We start from the raw sequence: 15588 nt of genomic DNA, 5'->3' as shown, positions 1-15588 counted from the left end.
ATCGAGCCGACCAGAGGACCCTTGCCGTGACCGCCACCGAGACGGCTGTGACTCGCCGGTTCGGGCCCCTGATCCTCCTGAACCTCGCGACGCTGTTCTCGTCCACGGGCAACGGCATCGCGATCGTCGTGCTGCCCTGGCTCGTGCTCGAGAGGACCGGTCGCGCGTCCGACGCCGCGATCGTCGCGGGCGCGGCCACGCTGCCGCTGCTGTTGTCGAGCCTGTTCGCGGGCACGTTCGTCGACCTGTTCGGGCGTCGCCGCACGTCGATGATCTCCGACTGCCTGTCCGCCCTGTCGGTGGCGGCCATCCCGGTGATCGCGAACACCACCGGCCTCACCGTCACCGTGATCGCCGTCCTCGCCGCGATCGGAGCGGCGTTCGATCCGGCCGGGATCGCGGCGCGGGAGTCGATGCTGCCCGCCGCCACCAAGTCCGCCGGGTGGTCCCTCGACCGGATGAACAGCCTCTACGAGGCCAACTACAACGTGGCGTATCTCGTCGGACCGGGCATCGGCGGCGTCCTCATCGCCACAGTGGGTGCGGTGAACACGTTGTGGGTCACCGCCGTCGGCTTCGTGCTGTCCGTGGTGACCATCGCATTCCTGCGACTCGAGAACGCAGGCAGACCCGACACGGCCACGCGCCCGACGTCCATCTGGCACGGCACGCTCGAGGGCCTGAAGTTCGTGTGGCACAACCGGCTCCTGCGGACGATCGCTCTGGTGGACATGGCGGTGGTCGCGCTGTACATGCCCGTCGAATCGGTGGTGTTCCCGGTGTACTTCACCGAACTCGACAAGCCCGCGCAACTGGGTTCGGTCCTGATGGCGCTCAGCATCGGCGGCGTGGTGGGCGCCCTCGCGTACGGACCGCTCGCGCCGTTCGTGTCGCGCAGGATGCTGATGGTGGTGGCGGTGACGGTGCTGGGCGCGGCCATGGTCGCGATGGCGTTCCTGCCGCCGCTGTGGGCGATTCTGGCGCTGGCCCTCCTGCAGGGTCTCGTGTTCGGTCCGGTCGGCCCGATCGCCAACTACGCCATGCAGACTCGCAGTCCGGAGCACATGCGCGGACGGGTCACCGGAGTCATGACGTCCACCGCGTACGCCGCGGGCCCGTTGGGCTACCTGCTGGCCGGTCCCCTCCTCGACAAGTGGGGCATCCAGCCGACGTTCTTCGTGCTCGCGATCCCGGTCCTGATCATCGGGCTGGCGTGCTTCGCGCTGCCCGTGCTGAAGGAACTGGACGACAAGGTGCCCGTCAGTTGAAGCCCATGACGTCGTTTCCCCAGGCGATCCGCATCTCGTGGTCGGGATCCTTCACGAGACTGTCCGCGCCGTCGATCAGGAGCGTCGAGCGGTTCTCCTCGTCGTAGGGCGCCCAGTGCTTGGACCCGTCCAGCGCGGCGGGGACACCGTGCCGCGCGAACGCGAGCCACCGGCGCTGGATCCGGCCCGACACCTCGAGCGCCGTCTTCCGGCCGCCGAGCCAGAACGTCGGGTCGATGTTGAGGGTGTCGAAATTGCCGAAGACGTATGGGAGTTCGGTGGCATGCCCCGCTCCGATGCGCGCGGCCTTGAGCATCGGCGTTGCCTGATCGAACCGGTACATCCACGTCGGTGAGTGCCTGCTGTGGGCGTCGGCCACCCACAGCGCGGGCATCCGGAACGCGGCGTCCCGCGACATCGCGAGCGCGCCCTTCGGCTTGCCGCGGTCCGGGTACGCCGACAGGATGTCGGCGAGGCGGGCGGCGGGCAGTTCGGGGTGATCGGCCGCGATCGCCCTCAGCATCTCCTGCACCGAATCCGACGTAACCGGTAGCAGAGGCGATTTCATGAACTTGAAGATCGACGACTCGTCCTTGTTGGAACCGATGATGAGGGGGATGCGGTGCGAGTAGCCCTTCTGGAACGCGGCCACCGGGTAGCGGGGCAGGAAGTCGCGGTCCACCACGGGCGCCATCGCGAGGGTGCCCGGAATCCTGGTCGGCACCTCGTTGACGAGGGTGTCGCTGGCCTCGATGACCGTGCGATACGGAAGGTGCAGCAGCGTGTCGATCTGCGCGGGTTCCACATCGAGGATGTCGAGGAACTGCTTCGCGACGGTGGCCGCCCGCTCGCTCCCGTAGACCGACGTGGCGGGTGGGCTCTGGGCGATCGCGCGGTGGAACAGTCCCTCCGCGCTCGGACACGTCATCAGCGTGGTGATCGACCCGGCGCCGGACGACTCCCCGAACACCGTCACCTCGTCCGGGTCACCGCCGAACGACGCGATGTTGTCGCGCACCCATTCGAGGGCCGCGACCTGGTCACGCAGCCCGCAGTTGGTCTCGAACACCCGCCCGGCCGTCGAGAACGACGACAGGTCGAGGAAGCCGAGCGCCCCCACCCGGTAGTTGAACGAGACCAGCACGACGTCGCCGAGGGTGGACAGGATGCGCCCGTTGTAGATGCCCTGAGCTGCGGTTCCCAGGCAGTACGCACCGCCGTGGATCCACACCATCACCGGCCGGGGGTTGCCGTCGGGTCTCGGGGCCCAGACGTTGACGGACAGGCAGTCCTCGTCCATCTCGAGTCCCGCGTCGATCGGGACGGCGGTGCCGTGTCCCTGCGGCGCCATCGGGCCGAAGTCGACGCAGTCGCGCACACCGTCCCACGGTGCGGGCGGGACCGGCGCGCGAAACCGCAGATCGCCGATGGGGGCCGCGGCGAACGGGATGCCCTTCCACGCGTAGACGTCACCCTCGGGGTAGCCACGCACCTCGCCGTCCCGGGCACAGACGACGAGCGTGTCGCCGGACTTGTCGACCTCCACGGACGGACCTCCTCACGCAGCTCGTGCCGGGAATCTCTCGTCAAACTACCAACGATGAGCAGGCAGGACCGATCGAACAGATATAGATCAACCGTGCGCTAACATTCCTGCGTGGCCGCATGGACCGATTCCGAGGGCAAGAGCCTCCTCGACTATCCGCGCCCGTCGGTGGCGGTCGACGTCGCCGTCCTCACCGTCGACGGCACGGAATTGAAAGTCCTTGTGGTTCCCCGCCGTTCGGGCGAGCTCGCACTCCCCGGCACCTTCCTCCACGAAGGTGAACGACTGCAGGACGCCGCCGAGCGGTGCCTGCGCATCAAGGCCGGCCTGAGTGGCACCGAATTCCATCAGCTGGCGATGCTCGACGATCCCGGCCGCGACGACCGCGGGTGGGTGCTGTCGATGACGCACGGGGCCGCGCTGCCCCGCACGGCGCTCCCCCGCGACACCCTGTTGATCACCGTCGACGACGACCGGGTGACGCAGGAGCTGGCGTTCGACCACGCGGACGTCGTCGCCCTCGCCGTCGCCGACCTGCGAGAGCGGTACGCGCGGTCCGTCGACCCGTCCGGCCTGGCCGGCGACACATTCACGGTGCTCGAACTCCGCCGGGTCTACGAGGTGGTGTTCGGACGTCCCCTGCCGAAGGACTCGTTCCGGCGGCACATGATGCCTGCCCTCGACAACACCGGCGACATGGCCGTCGTCGGGACCGGCCGGCCCGCGGAGATCTACACGCGCGGCCCTGCACCTCTCCCGCCGGCCGCGGCCGGTTTTCTCGCCGGCTGAGCCCGTCCACCGACCCGGGGCCTTTCCGCCCGCGGTACGGCCGGTGCTAGGGTCGGCTTGTTCTGACACGGGGTGCTCCGCACGGGCGGGGCTGAGAACACACCCGGGAACCTGCTCAGGTAATGCTGACGAAGGGATGTCAACGTTGTGAATAGCTCTGTCCAAGACGCTGCCGGCGCAGGCCAGCACGCCCGATTCACGGACCACTTGTGGGACCGGACCAAGGTGCTGCGCGAGGCGATCGACGAACTCGAGTTCCTGCGCCGCCTCGGCGACGGAACCCTGCCGCTGGACGTGTTCCGCACGTACATCGAGCAGGATTTCCTGTACCTGACCGGGTACGCGAAGGCGCTCTCCCTGGTGGCCGCGCACGCGCCGGGCCCCGTGGAGGCCGGCTTCTGGGCGGGCTCGGCGGCCGAGGCCGCCACGGTCGAGGCGACGCTGCACCAGAATCTGCTGACGAGCGGGCGACTTCCCGCGTCGGACGTGGAGCCGCTGCATTCGCCTGCCTGCCTCGGGTACATCTCCTACCTGACGGCCGTCGCCGCCACCGAGCCGTACGCGGTGGCCGCGGCCGCGGTGCTGCCCTGCTTCTGGATCTACGCCGACGTCGGGCACCGGCTCGCGGCGAGCGCCCGTGAGGTGCTCTCCGCCGACCCGTCGCACCCCTACGCGCAGTGGGTGACCACCTACGACGCGGAGGAATTCCACGCCGCCGTCGCGACGGCCCGCGAACTCGTGGACGCCGCGGCCGAGGCCTCGACCGACGCCCAGCGCGAGGCGATGGCGGAGGCGTTCGTGATCGCCAGCCGCTACGAACTCATGTTCTGGGACACCGCCCTCAACAAGCAGGAATGGCCGGCGTCGTGACACTCTTCTCTCGTACCAAACGCGCCGCCACCGCAGCCGTCGTCCTGGTCTCCGCCCTCTCGCTGCTCACCGGTTGCGCCGGTGACTCGCAGTCCGGCGACACCATCCGGTTCGCACTCGACTGGACACCGAACACCAACCACACCGGTCTGTTCGTCGCTCAGCAGGAAGGGTGGTTCGCGGACGCCGGACTCGACGTGCAGGTGCTGCCCTACAACGACACCTCGCCCGACACCCTGGTCGACGCCGGTAACGCGGAGTTCGGGGTGAGCTTCCAGAGTTCCGCGACGTTCTCGAAGGCCGCGGGCGCACAGACCACGTCGGTGATGGCTCCGCTGCAGCACTGGGCGACGGGCATCGCGGTGAAGGCCGATCGCGCCGACATCACCCGCCCCCGGGATCTGGACGGCAAGATCTACGCCGGCTTCGCGGACCCGGACGGCGAGGAGACGCTGAAGCAGATCATCCGGAACGACGGTGGCAAGGGCGAATTCACCACGGTCACGCTCGGCACCTCGGCCTACGAGGCCGTGTACTCCGGCACCGCCGACTTCACCGTGTCGTTCTTCGGCTGGGAGGGCATCGAGGCCGAGCACCAGGGCACCCCGATGCGCTACTTCCACTACACCGACTACGGCTTCCCGGATGCGTACGCGCTCGTCATCGAGGGCAACGAGCAGTGGATGGCCGACCATCCCGAGCAGGCCCGCAAGTTCGTCCAGGCGCTGCAGCGTGGATACCAGTTCGCCGCCGACCGGCCCGACGAGGCCGCGCAGATACTGATCGACGCCAACCCCGGCGCCTTCACGGACGAATCCCTCGTGCGGGAGAGCCAGCAGATGCTGTCCTCCGAGTACATGAAGGACGGTTCCGGCAAGGTCGGGACACAGACGGCCGAGCAGTGGGCGGGGTACTCCGGTTTCCTGTTCAAGCACGGCCTGCTCACCGGCCCCGACGGGGCACCGCTGACCACGGAACCCGACTGGTCGACGTATTTCACCAATGAGTACCTCGCTCAGCCCTGACCCCAGTCTCCGCACCACGGCCCCGGGCACGTCCCCGCTGCTGCGGCGGGTGCTGCCCGCGGTCGTGGTCGTGGCACTGCTGGTCGTCGCATGGCAGGTGTACGTGACGGTCAGCGGTATCCGGCCGCAGGTGCTGCCGTCGCCGCTGCGGGTCGTCCAGCAGGGCTGGCGGGCGCGGGACGCCATCTCCGGTCACGCCTCCGCGACACTCCAGGTGACGCTGATCGGGTTCGCTGTGTCCCTGCTCTTCGCGTGGGCCCTCGCGGTGCTCGTGGACTTCTCGCCATGGCTGCGACGCGCGTTCGTTCCGCTGTTCGTCGTGTCACAGACGCTGCCGATCATCGCGATCGCGCCGCTGATGATCATCTGGTTCGGATTCGGTCTGCTGCCGAAGATTCTCGTGATCGCGCTCGCCACGTTCTTCCCGATGACGATCGGTCTGATCGAGGGTTTCGCCGCCGCCGACCGGGAGGCCGGCGCGTTGTTGCGCAGCATGGGCGCCTCACGGTGGCAGGAATTCCGCTACGTGCGGCTTCCGTCGGCGATCCCCCGGTTCTTCACCGCCCTGCGCATCGGCATCACGTACGCCGTCGTGGGTGCCGTGTTCGCCGAATACGTCGGGGCCACGTCCGGTCTCGGCATCTACATGGCGACGCAGAAGAACTCCTTCCGCACCGACCTCGTGCTGGCGGCGGTGCTCGTGACCGCCGTGATCAGCGTCAGCCTCTACCTGCTCACCTTCGCGGTCGAGCGCGTCGTCGCCCCGTGGATCAAGAACGAAAGGGCCCGGCATGAGTGACACCGCGCGCGTCGCACTGTCCGGTCTGAGCAAGGGATTCCCGGTCCGCGGCGGCATCCGGCCCGTCCTCGACGACGTCTCGTTCACCGTCGAACCGGGTGAGTTCGTGTCGGTGATCGGCCCCAGCGGCTGCGGGAAGAGCACCGCGTTCTCCATGCTCGCCGGTCTCGACCGACCCGACTCCGGCACCGTCACGATCGGCGGCGAACCGGTGCGTCCCGCGGGGAGTGGCCCCGCGAAATGCGCGTACATGCCGCAGAAGGACCTGCTGTTCCCGTGGCGCACCGTCCTCGACAACACCACCCTCGGACTCGAGGTGCAGGGTGTGCCCCGGAAGCAGGCGCGGGACAAGGCCCGGGAATTGTTCTCCGTGTTCGGTCTCGGCGGGTTCGAGGACGCCCGCCCGAGCCAGCTGTCCGGCGGGATGCGACAGCGTGCGGCGATGCTGCGGACCGTCGTCCAGGACCGTCCGGTGCTGCTGCTCGACGAGCCGTTCGGCGCCCTGGATTCGTTGACCCGCACCGAGATGCAGACCTGGTTGCAGGACGTGTGGCAGCGCTACCGCTGGACCGTCCTGATGATCACCCACGACATCCGGGAGGCCGTCTACCTGTCGGACCGGGTTGTCGTGCTGTCCGCGCGGCCCGCCACCGTGCGTCGCGAGGTGACGGTGGGCCTGCCCCGTCCCCGCGAATTGTCGATGATGACGTCGCCCGAGTTCGCGGACGTCGAACACGAACTGCTCGGGGTGCTCCACGAGGAGTCGCGTCGGGCACTCGTCGAGCAGGAGTCGGCCCGGCGCTGAAAAAGGCTGCGCCTCAGAGCAATGCCGCCTCGAGTTCACCCAGAGCCGTCTCGAGATAGAAGAGGATGCGCTGCAGGCTCGGCACCGAGCGGCGGCACCCGATGACTCCGAAATCGAGGTTGCCGCCGTTCGTGGTGAGCGTGATGTTGAGCGCCTGCCCGTCCAGCACCACGGACGTCGGGTAGATGCCGTCCAGCCGGGACCCGTTCCAGTACATGGTCTTCCGCGGTCCCGGGACGTTGGAGATGATCACGTTGAACGGTGGCGGTGTGAAGCGGACGAACCCCGGCACCGGTGTCAGCGCGATCGGCGACATGTTGACCGCCGACCACGCCAGCGCCTGCATCGAGGTGAGGCTGCCGAACAGTTCCTTCCCCTGGGACATGGAGGCGGAGATCGCCGTCAGACGTTCGGCCGGGTCGTCGACGTCCGTCGCCAGGTTGCACAGCGTGACCCCCACCGCGTTGCCGCCGGCGTCGGCCTTCTGCTCGTCGCGCAGCGACACCGGAACCATCGCGATCAGCGGCTCGTCCGGCAGCGCATTCTGTTCCTCGAGGTACCCCCGCAACGCCCCGGCGCACATGGCCATCACGACGTCGTTGACACTGACCCCGGCCGCCTTCCGCACGGCGTGGATGCGTTCGAGCGGCCACGACTGCGCGGCGAACCGGCGCGCCCCACCGATCGGGACGTTCAGCATGGTGCGAGGCGCCTCGTACGGAAACCTCATGTCGTGCTGCCCCAACGCGGTGCGGGCGATGCGCAGCGACGCAGGCGCGAGACCGGCCACCTCACCGACCGTGCGACGGACCCCGTTCACCACCGACCAGAGGTCGGGGGCGGGGGCGGCACCGTTGGCCGACGCCCTGCGCGGCAGGTTCCACGGTGGCGGCGCGTCGCGCACGTCCGGGTCGGTCGACAGCGTCCGCATCAGCAGCCGCAGCCCGGAGACCCCGTCCATCAGCGAGTGGTGCAGCTTGGTGTAGATCGCGAACCGGCCGTCGCTGAGACCCTCGATCAGATACATCTCCCACAGAGGGCGATGACGGTCCAGGAGCGTGCCGTGCAACCGGGACGTGAGCGTCAGCAGTTCCCGGACCCGGTACGGGGCAGGCAGGGCCGAATGACGCACGTGGTATTCGAGATCGACGTCCGCCTCGTCGGCCCACCACAGGTTCCCGAGACTGCCGACGGGGCCCGCAGGTTTCTTCCGGAAGGTGGGGTCGACGTCCGTGTGTTTCAGCAGCGTCTCGTGCATCGACTTCACGTAGTCGGGGCCGGCATCCTCCGGCGGTGTGAACAATTCGAGCGATCCCACATGCATCGGATGCTCTCGCGATTCGCCGAGAAGGAATATCGAATCGGTAACCGGCATGATCCCCACCTGGACGTTCACCCCCGCTCGGTCACTATCCCATTACGACTTCCGCCTGGATGCTACGTCGGGCGTAGCGTCCGTGCGACCAACTTCGATGTAGACCGTACGGCGCAAAGAGGTGGAAAACCTAAAGGCAGCAAGTCGACGGGCACCGAGGCCGGAACGGAGGCAGGCAATGAGCACTGCGACTTACGAATTCTGCCCGTCACCCCTCCCGGTGACGCGGCGGGAGTTCGCCGGAACCAGCCTCCAGTCGACGGCCCTCGCCCACACACTCCGTCGCACGGTCCGGCCGTTCCTCGACGGGTGGGCGCGCTACCCCGAACTGCCGTGGCCCACGGGAGTCGTCGACCTGTTCGGGTACTCGCTCGGCCCCATCCGCGGAACCGTGCGCAGGCCCATCCGGCTGCCGCACTGCCGCGCCGAATGGATCAGGCCTCCGGGTGCGCTCGGCGACCGGGCCATCCTCTACCTCCACGGCGGGGCGTTTCTGTGCTGCGGGATCAACTCCCACCGCCAGATGGTGTCCCGGATCTCGGCGGAGTCGCAGGCGTCGACGCTGAACGTCGCGTACCGGATGATCCCGCGGAACCCCATCCGGGCGGCCGTCGAGGACGGTGTCGACGGGTACCGGTGGCTGCTCTCGCACGGGTACACCGCCGACCGCATCGTCATCGCCGGGGACTCGGCAGGCGGATTCCTGACGTTCATGGTGACGCTCGAAGCCCTGCGCCAGGGGCTGCCGCGGCCCGCCGCCGATGTCGCGCTGTCGCCGCTGACCGACCTCGACCCGGTGAACAAGCTGGCCCATCCCAACGCCGACCTCTGCGCTGTCTTCCCCAAACGCGCAGTCGGCGCCCTGTCCAGGCTGATCGAAAGACTGGACACCAGGGGCGGGCACGAGCCGTCCACGTCACCCGTGGACGGCTCCCTCGCCTCCATGCCGCCGGCGCTGATCCAGACCGGCTCGCAGGAAATGGTGTACGTCGACGCGGAACTGATGTCTGAGCGACTGTCCCAGGCGGGTGTGCCGTGCGAACTGCAGGTGTGGGAACGGCAGGTGCACGTCTTCCAGGCCGCGGCCGGTCTGCTCCCCGAGGGCACCCGCGCCATCCGCGAGATCGGCCGGTTCATCCGCAAGGCCACACCCGTGAGTACTTCTTAACCGCCCGCGGTTGACAAGTACTCACGGGGTGAAGAGGTGATTCCGGTCGAGCGTGGACCCCGGTGTGCGACGGCGACCCCACCCGATCACGGCGCGGTAGGCGCCGAGGGCCCCCGACTCCGCCAACCCCTCGGCGTCGGTGTGCGTCGAGTCCTCGGGAGCCGGGGTGTCGAACGGCGCGACGTACAGCGCGTCGGTGGGACAGTTCGCCTCACACATGAAGCACGTCTGACAGTCCTCCTGATGCGCGACGACGGGAACCCCGTCCGTGCCGCGACGGAAGACGTCCGTCGGGCAGACCTTGATGCAGATGTCGCACTGCACGCAGCGGTCGGCGACGACGACCTCGATCACGACGCGACCGTCCGGGCCTCGGCGGTGCCGCGTTCCGGTCGCACCCACACCTCGCCGAGTCCGCCCGACATCAGTCGGCGGGTCTGCGCCGGGTCGGTGTCGGGCAGGTCGGTGCGCACGTGCATCCCCCGGGTCTCGGTCCTCGCCAGCGCGGAGTGCGTCGCCCACCGCGCGACGGCGAGCATCGCGGCGGCCGAACGTGCCTGCAGCAGTTCCCGTTCGGTGCCGCCGAGCAGATCGGCGGCACCCGACCAGGCCTCGTCGAGGGCGGTCACGCTGTCCTGCAGGCTCGTCGCGCTGCGCCGGTAGCTGCGTCGCAGCGGCAGGGTGTGCTCCTGCACCAGTCCCACGATCGAGCGCGACGCCTGCCTGCGGGCGGACGGTCCGCGCAGTCCCGCCGCGCCCGCGCCGCGCACACCATCGGGGACGGGACGCCCCCGCGCGAACCGGGCCGCACCCGCGCCGGCCCACGTCCCGGAGGAGATGGCCCACGCCCCGTTGTGGCTGCCGCCGCCACTGCGACCGCCGGTGATGAGTTCCCGGGTGGCCGCATCACCCGCCACGAACAGGCCGGGAACGTCACTGGCGCAGTCGGTGCCGGCGACCCGGATGCCACCGGTTCCGCGCACCGTTCCCTCCAGCACTGCCCGCACGGGATACTTCTGCGTGAACGGGTCGATGCCCGCCTTGTCCAGCGGCAGAAAATAATTCGGTTGCGACGTGCGCATGGCCGCGCGGATGTCGGGTCTGGCCCGGTCCAGTCGCGCGTACACGGGGCGGCCGGCGGCGAGGTGCGCCATCGCGGCCCCGCGTGCGGAGAAGCCGCCGTCCCCGAGAGTCCGGCCGTCCGCGTCGTAGTAGGTGGCGAACTGCATCATCAAACCCTTGGTGTGGCCACTCCACGCCGGTGCCAGCGCGTAGGCCGTCGAGAATTCCATGCCCGAGAACGACGCCCCGACCTCGGCGGCCATCAGCAGTCCGTCGCCGGTGTCGACGTTCGTTCCGAAGCTTCCGGACAGGAATGCGCAGCCGCCGGTCGCCACGACCACTGCCCCGGCGCGCACCGACCACGGCGCGTATCCGTTCTGCCGTTGCAGACCCGCGGCACCGGACACGATGCCGTCCCCGGTGGTGAGCAGTTCCAGGGCGGGGCTGTGGTCGAGGATGGTGACCCCGGCGCGGTGCACGCGCCTGCGCATCCGGCGCATGTACTCCGGCCCCTGCAGGCTGGTGCGCACCTCCCGGCCGTCGTCGCCGGACGGAAACCGGTAGCCGGCGGCCGCCAGTTCGTCCACCCGGCGGTGGGTCTCCTCGAGCACCCGGTACATCCAGGCCGGCTCGGACAGCCTGCCGCCGTCCTCGAAGCGGGCCTGCACCGACCGTTCGCGTGCAGGACCGGGCGGGACGTTCCACAGGTTGTTGCCGCCCGACGCGGTGGGGCCGCTGGTGCCGCAGTACCCCTTGTCGGCGAGGACGACCCGCGCGCCCTCCCGGGCCGCCGCCAGTGCCGCCCACGTTCCGGCGGGTCCGCCGCCGAGGACGAGGACGTCGGCGGCGATCTCGAGGTGGCTCACGAAGCGAGCAGCATCGCCGACGCAGCGACGGCCGCCCGGGTTCGTTCGGACGGCGGGCGGCGGAACAACCAGTCGAGCAGAGACATCGTTACCCCCGGTCGGAGCGGTATGGACACCGCTCGATCGTCGACGGACCGGCTCGCCCGAACAAGGGTTCTCGTCAGCGTGCGCCGAACCCCGGCAACCATCGAGCGAACCAGCCCGGACGACTCACCTTCCGGACACATGCGGCAGCAGGCGGCAGCGCCCTCTATGGTGGACGCATTTGCACGCCGACGACGGGTAGCGCATGGACGACAGGACTGTAGCGATCGGGGCACTCGCGATTGCCACCGTGTCGGCGGTCTCCGGCCTGATGATCGGTGCCGCGGGCGGCGCGTTCGGCAACCGCGGGCCGGCAGTGGTGCCGCCACCACTGACGTCGGAGGGCCTGCAGGCCGCCGGGCCCTACAGCGCCGCGCCGGCCACCTTCCAGGTGTTCGTCCCGCCGACCCCGACCTGGCAGATGGCCGACCTCACCACCCCGCGGGCCGTCACGCTCACCACCGAACCGGCGCCGGTGACCACGGCGCCGCCGCCCGCGCCCTCGACGACTCCCGCCCCGCCTCCGCCGCCACCGGTCCGGACCACGGTCGCGCCGCCTCCCCCGACGATCAGCCTCGCCCCGGTCACCACACCCGTCACCCGGCCTCCCGTCGTCACGACGCCCGAGCAGACCGTGCCCCGGATCGCGGCCCCGCCGTCCGCGGCACCCGCGGAGCCGACGCTGCCGCCGGTCACCACCACCACGACGACGCGTCCGGTGATCACCATCCCGCCCCTCACCACCAGACCGCGGGGCTGACGCTCGGGAGCGCCGACAAGCCCCGTGCAGGAGTCGGTAAGGTGGCTTCCCGCCGGATTGGGGGGTCCACTCCGGGACCGTGAGTGTCCAGCATGGGAGGTCGGGGATGAATGGCGGGGAGAATTTTCGGTCGGGCGAGTGGGATCACCGCGCCATCAGGAGTGCGGTCGACGCGCTGAGACCCGCCGAGTCCGGTGCGGTCGCCGCGGCCTGGGACGACCTCGGACGGCGATTCCAGGAGTCGGTGACGGCATTCCACGACACGACCCGCGCCGCCGTCGACGCCGGCTGGCGTGGGCCGACCGCGACCGCGGTGGCGTCGGCGCTCGACGACTACGCCGCCCGCGCCGGGCAGGTCGGGAGCCGGTTCACCGATGTGGGTGATGCGTTGCGGCACGCGACCGCCGGCGCCGAAGCGGTGCGCGGCGCAGTAGCCCTTCCCGGCGACTACCCGACCGACTGGACCCGGGTGCTGCCGGACAACTGGACCGCGGAAGCCGACGCCGACGCCGCGGAACAGGACGCGAAGGCCGCCATGGACACCCTCTACACCTCGGCGTATCGCGATGCGGACGAACGACTCCCCACCGCCGGCCTCGCCGCGACCCACGCCGCGGCAACGGCCCACGGCCAGCCGGTGGGCTTCGACATCGGACCGAACGGAGTGCACGGCATACCCAGCGATCAGCAGGTGGCCGAGCCCGAGTCCGAATCCGTCCCGCGCAATGAGCACCGCAGGAGCGGCCAGGTGCTGCTCGAGGACCCGCCGGCGACCGCACCGGTTGCGCCGGGTTCGATCGCGGGTGCGGCGCTGGCCGGGGCCGTCGGCGGCGGGGTGGCGCAGTACGCGCGCAGCATCGTGTCCTCTCACCGGACGCCCGGCCCCGAGCGGTCGAGCGGTCCGGCCGTGCCCGCCGCGCGGAAAGTCGAGGAGGAACCCCCGACGTACCTCGAGAGCATCGACGAGGGAAGCGAACTCGTCGGGAAACTGCCCCTCGTCACACCCGCGGTGATCGGCGAATAGTCGTGGCGCACTGGGTGTTGAGCGGTCCGCAGTTCTCGGCGCTGTGGGCGCGGACCGGCCAGGACCGCATTCCGTATCCGTTCGAGGTCACGAGCACGCTGGCCACCGCCGACGAGTACGAGGCGGAGCAGAACCGGATCCGCGCCGACTTCTCCGGACCCGAACACGACCCGCTCGCGTCGGCGCTGCTGGTGCTCGCAGAACCCGACCTCCGGATCGAGATCTCGGGTTCGGCGGGTGCAGACGACGGTAGTGCCGCGATCCGCATGACGGGAGCACTCGCTCGGGGACACGGGGTCGCGGCGGTGCAGCATCCGGGCGCCGACGTGGTGATCCGGAACTGCGAACCATACGACGTCGGCAGGCAGCTGATCGCTCAGCTCCCCGACGCCGACGCGGGCACGGCGGCGGGCGTCGTGGTCCCGACGACACCGGCCGGGAGCGCACGGGCGGCCCGGATCCTCGACCGGCCGTCGACGAGCCAGGGGGTCGTCACCGTCATCCGCGGCCCGCGGCACTCACCACGCCCCGTCGGCGGTCTGGCGTGGCGGGACATCGAGGATGACGGCCGGTACCTCGTGTGGGGCGACAGCTCCGTGTCGGTAGAACCCGGGACGTCGTGGGACCTTCTCGACGCCGTCACCCGGCTGACCGGACGGATCGCGGCCGGTCACCCCGTCTGAGCCCACCGCACCCTCCCGCGCTGCGCTGTCGGCGATCGCCGCTACCGTATAGAGCGGAAGTAGGTGATTCGTGGCCGACCCGGACGGAGCAGACATGCAGGACTTCGATCTGGATTCGAGCGTGAACCGCGACTGGGCCGAGTTCCAGCGGCGCCTCGCGGACTATCTGGCGGCGATGCAGGACGAGGACCTTCTGGTCCTCGAATCGGGATTCGAGGAGCTCGACGAATCCCAGGGGCTGATGCCGTGCATCCAATTCGTCGTGTGGGACGGTGACACGGTGCGCTGCGAGGTGCCGTCGAACCATTACCTGCACCCCGACCGCGCGCTGACCGAGGCCGAGCAGACGTACCTCACCGAGCTGGGCTGGAACCGGCCGACCCGCGGTCCGGACGACGAACCCGACGACGGCTCCCCCGCGTTCTACGTCGACAAGAAACTGTCGTGGTCGGATCAGCTGGCCGCGATGGCCGTGGCCGCGTTCCGCGACGTCTGGGGAATCACGCACCCCGCGTTCCTGAGCACCGAGACGTCGAGCACGGATCCCGAGGCCACGTTCGACCCGGTTGCGGTGCGGCCGCCGCTGGTCGCGCAGCTCGACCCCGCGGCCGCCGTGGTCCCGCGCGACGTCGAGCATCTGCACGAACTGATCACGCTCGCGCTGGTACCGATGCTCGGGTTGCTGCCCGAACGCGACCCGGACGGGGACGTCCCGATCCGAATGGGCAACACCATCCTGTTCGTCGGCCCGCTCGCCGACACCGTCGACGTGCAACTGTTCGCGCCGCTGGTGCACGACATCAGCGACCGCACCCGGGCCGCCGAGGTCACCGCCGACCTCAACCGCACGTGGTCGCGGATCAAGTTCGTACTGGTCGACGACCGGTTGTCGGCATTCCTGGAAGTGTCGGGCAACCCGTTCGTCCCGCAGCACCTCACGGACAGCTGCAAGGCGTTCTCCGATTTCCTGCGCACAGTCGACAACGAGTTCGCGTCCCGGTTCGGTGGCGAACTGTTCTTCAACCGGGACTCCGGCCCCGACGAGGAACCCGAACCGGAAGTGGACGCGGCACCCCGCGCCGAGAGCCGGATGTCGTCGACCGACCTGCCGAAGGAACTCCAGACACTGTTCCATCTCGATTCCGGGCCCGGGGAGGACGCCGATCCGGCTGTCGTCGCCGACGTCTGCGGTCACGACCGCGACCGGATCCTCGTGCTCCTGGACACCGGCACCGCCTGGGTATCCCGGTTGCGTGAGACCGACGACGCGTCGGCGGACCACTGGGAGCGCATCGTCGGCGCCCTGCGCCACGCCCTCCGGACCGTCGTGCTGCCACCGACGACGAGTGCTCCCGACAGCAAGCCGCGGCCCGAGCAGATGGGACTGTTCACCAACCCCGAGGAGCAGACCCTGTTCGACGATCCGTCGTCCTAGGAGCCGCCCTTTCGACGATCGGTCCGGGT

General features: G+C 69.7%; 15 protein-coding genes and 1 riboswitch. Of the genes, 11 read left to right on the top strand and 4 right to left on the bottom strand.

Going from position 1 to position 15588, the window contains the following annotated elements; all coding sequences use genetic code 11:
• Positions 1 to 26 precede the first annotated feature (26 nt).
• Positions 27 to 1268 carry an MFS transporter gene (locus tag OYT95_RS30665; RefSeq protein ID WP_112298715.1) on the top strand — a complete coding sequence of 414 codons (1242 nt, stop codon included), beginning with the start codon at positions 27 to 29 and terminating at the stop codon, positions 1266 to 1268.
• Here the strand turns inward: OYT95_RS30665 and OYT95_RS30660 are convergent.
• Positions 1261 to 2814 carry a carboxylesterase/lipase family protein gene (locus tag OYT95_RS30660; protein ID WP_268789929.1) on the bottom strand — a complete coding sequence of 518 codons (1554 nt, stop codon included), beginning with the start codon at positions 2812 to 2814 and terminating at the stop codon, positions 1261 to 1263. The genes OYT95_RS30665 and OYT95_RS30660 overlap by 8 nt on opposite strands.
• Positions 2815 to 2925: 111 nt before the next feature.
• On the opposite strand from OYT95_RS30660, the gene OYT95_RS30655 reads away from it, so the two are divergent.
• The 5 genes from OYT95_RS30655 (at position 2926) to OYT95_RS30635 (ending at position 7102) form a co-directional block, all read left to right on the top strand.
• Positions 2926 to 3603 carry an NUDIX hydrolase gene (locus tag OYT95_RS30655; RefSeq protein WP_268789928.1) on the top strand — a complete coding sequence of 226 codons (678 nt, stop codon included), beginning with the start codon at positions 2926 to 2928 and terminating at the stop codon, positions 3601 to 3603.
• A 58-nt stretch (positions 3604 to 3661) separates the two neighbouring features.
• Positions 3662 to 3757, top strand: a riboswitch (TPP riboswitch).
• Positions 3751 to 4473, top strand: a complete 723-nt coding sequence (locus OYT95_RS30650) for a TenA family protein (protein WP_037227009.1) — start codon at positions 3751 to 3753, stop codon at positions 4471 to 4473. (Overlaps the previous riboswitch by 7 nt.)
• Positions 4458 to 5498 (top strand): ABC transporter substrate-binding protein, encoded by a 1041-nt coding sequence (locus tag OYT95_RS30645; RefSeq protein WP_268789927.1) that lies wholly within the window; start codon positions 4458 to 4460, stop codon positions 5496 to 5498. The genes OYT95_RS30650 and OYT95_RS30645 overlap by 16 nt, the downstream gene beginning before the upstream one ends.
• Entirely contained in the window at positions 5476 to 6297 is an 822-nt protein-coding gene (locus OYT95_RS30640; RefSeq protein WP_061044482.1) for an ABC transporter permease, read from the top strand. The genes OYT95_RS30645 and OYT95_RS30640 overlap by 23 nt, the downstream gene beginning before the upstream one ends.
• Positions 6290 to 7102, top strand: coding sequence for an ABC transporter ATP-binding protein (locus tag OYT95_RS30635; RefSeq protein WP_112298716.1), 813 nt, complete (start codon positions 6290 to 6292; stop codon positions 7100 to 7102). Before OYT95_RS30640 ends, OYT95_RS30635 begins: the two co-directional genes overlap by 8 nt.
• Before the next feature lie 13 nt (positions 7103 to 7115).
• Here the strand turns inward: OYT95_RS30635 and OYT95_RS30630 are convergent, their stop codons facing one another.
• Complete coding sequence (locus tag OYT95_RS30630; RefSeq protein WP_268789926.1) at positions 7116 to 8477, bottom strand: WS/DGAT/MGAT family O-acyltransferase; 1362 nt, start codon at positions 8475 to 8477, stop codon at positions 7116 to 7118.
• Positions 8478 to 8655: 178 nt separating this feature from the next.
• Here OYT95_RS30630 and OYT95_RS30625 point away from each other — a divergent pair, with 178 nt between their 5' ends.
• Entirely contained in the window at positions 8656 to 9645 is a 990-nt protein-coding gene (locus OYT95_RS30625; RefSeq protein ID WP_037227005.1) for an alpha/beta hydrolase, read from the top strand.
• Between the two features lie 21 nt (positions 9646 to 9666).
• On the opposite strand, the gene OYT95_RS30620 is transcribed toward OYT95_RS30625, so the two are convergent.
• The gene (locus OYT95_RS30620; RefSeq protein WP_268789925.1) at positions 9667 to 9999 is read right to left on the bottom strand and encodes a 4Fe-4S dicluster domain-containing protein; all 333 of its coding nucleotides are present in this window, start codon (positions 9997 to 9999) and stop codon (positions 9667 to 9669) included.
• Positions 9996 to 11573, bottom strand: coding sequence for an FAD-binding protein (locus tag OYT95_RS30615; RefSeq protein ID WP_268789924.1), 1578 nt, complete (start codon positions 11571 to 11573; stop codon positions 9996 to 9998). Before OYT95_RS30615 ends, OYT95_RS30620 begins: the two co-directional genes overlap by 4 nt.
• A gap of 289 nt (positions 11574 to 11862) precedes the next feature.
• Between OYT95_RS30615 and OYT95_RS30610 the strand changes: the two genes are divergently transcribed.
• From OYT95_RS30610 to OYT95_RS30595, 4 genes are all read left to right on the top strand, one after another.
• Positions 11863 to 12417 (top strand): hypothetical protein, encoded by a 555-nt coding sequence (locus OYT95_RS30610; protein ID WP_037227000.1) that lies wholly within the window; start codon positions 11863 to 11865, stop codon positions 12415 to 12417.
• 106 nt (positions 12418 to 12523) lie between these two features.
• Positions 12524 to 13441 (top strand): WXG100 family type VII secretion target, encoded by a 918-nt coding sequence (locus OYT95_RS30605; protein ID WP_268789923.1) that lies wholly within the window; start codon positions 12524 to 12526, stop codon positions 13439 to 13441.
• A 14-nt stretch (positions 13442 to 13455) separates the two neighbouring features.
• Positions 13456 to 14124 carry an ESX secretion-associated protein EspG gene (locus tag OYT95_RS30600; protein ID WP_328286570.1) on the top strand — a complete coding sequence of 223 codons (669 nt, stop codon included), beginning with the start codon at positions 13456 to 13458 and terminating at the stop codon, positions 14122 to 14124.
• Positions 14125 to 14194: 70 nt separating this feature from the next.
• Positions 14195 to 15559, top strand: a complete 1365-nt coding sequence (locus OYT95_RS30595) for a T3SS (YopN, CesT) and YbjN peptide-binding chaperone 1 (protein ID WP_052032846.1) — start codon at positions 14195 to 14197, stop codon at positions 15557 to 15559.
• Positions 15560 to 15588 lie beyond the last annotated feature (29 nt).

Origin of the sequence: Rhodococcus sp. JS3073 (assembly GCF_026810085.1) — a bacterium.
GTDB lineage: Bacteria > Actinomycetota > Actinomycetes > Mycobacteriales > Mycobacteriaceae > Rhodococcus_F > Rhodococcus_F wratislaviensis.
This window is presented reverse-complemented; position numbering and strand designations above follow the sequence as displayed.

Excerpts from the sequence above, each read along its gene's own strand:
- OYT95_RS30645 (WP_268789927.1), top strand. The coding sequence starts at position 4,458 with ATGGCCGGCGTCGTGACACTCTTCTCTCGTACCAAACGCGCCGCCACC.
- OYT95_RS30640 (WP_061044482.1), top strand. The coding sequence starts at position 5,476 with ATGAGTACCTCGCTCAGCCCTGACCCCAGTCTCCGCACCACGGCCCCG.
- OYT95_RS30635 (WP_112298716.1), top strand. The coding sequence starts at position 6,290 with ATGAGTGACACCGCGCGCGTCGCACTGTCCGGTCTGAGCAAGGGATTC.
- OYT95_RS30630 (WP_268789926.1), bottom strand. The coding sequence starts at position 8,477 with ATGCCGGTTACCGATTCGATATTCCTTCTCGGCGAATCGCGAGAGCAT.
- OYT95_RS30625 (WP_037227005.1), top strand. The coding sequence starts at position 8,656 with ATGAGCACTGCGACTTACGAATTCTGCCCGTCACCCCTCCCGGTGACG.
- OYT95_RS30610 (WP_037227000.1), top strand. The coding sequence starts at position 11,863 with ATGGACGACAGGACTGTAGCGATCGGGGCACTCGCGATTGCCACCGTG.
- OYT95_RS30605 (WP_268789923.1), top strand. The coding sequence starts at position 12,524 with ATGAATGGCGGGGAGAATTTTCGGTCGGGCGAGTGGGATCACCGCGCC.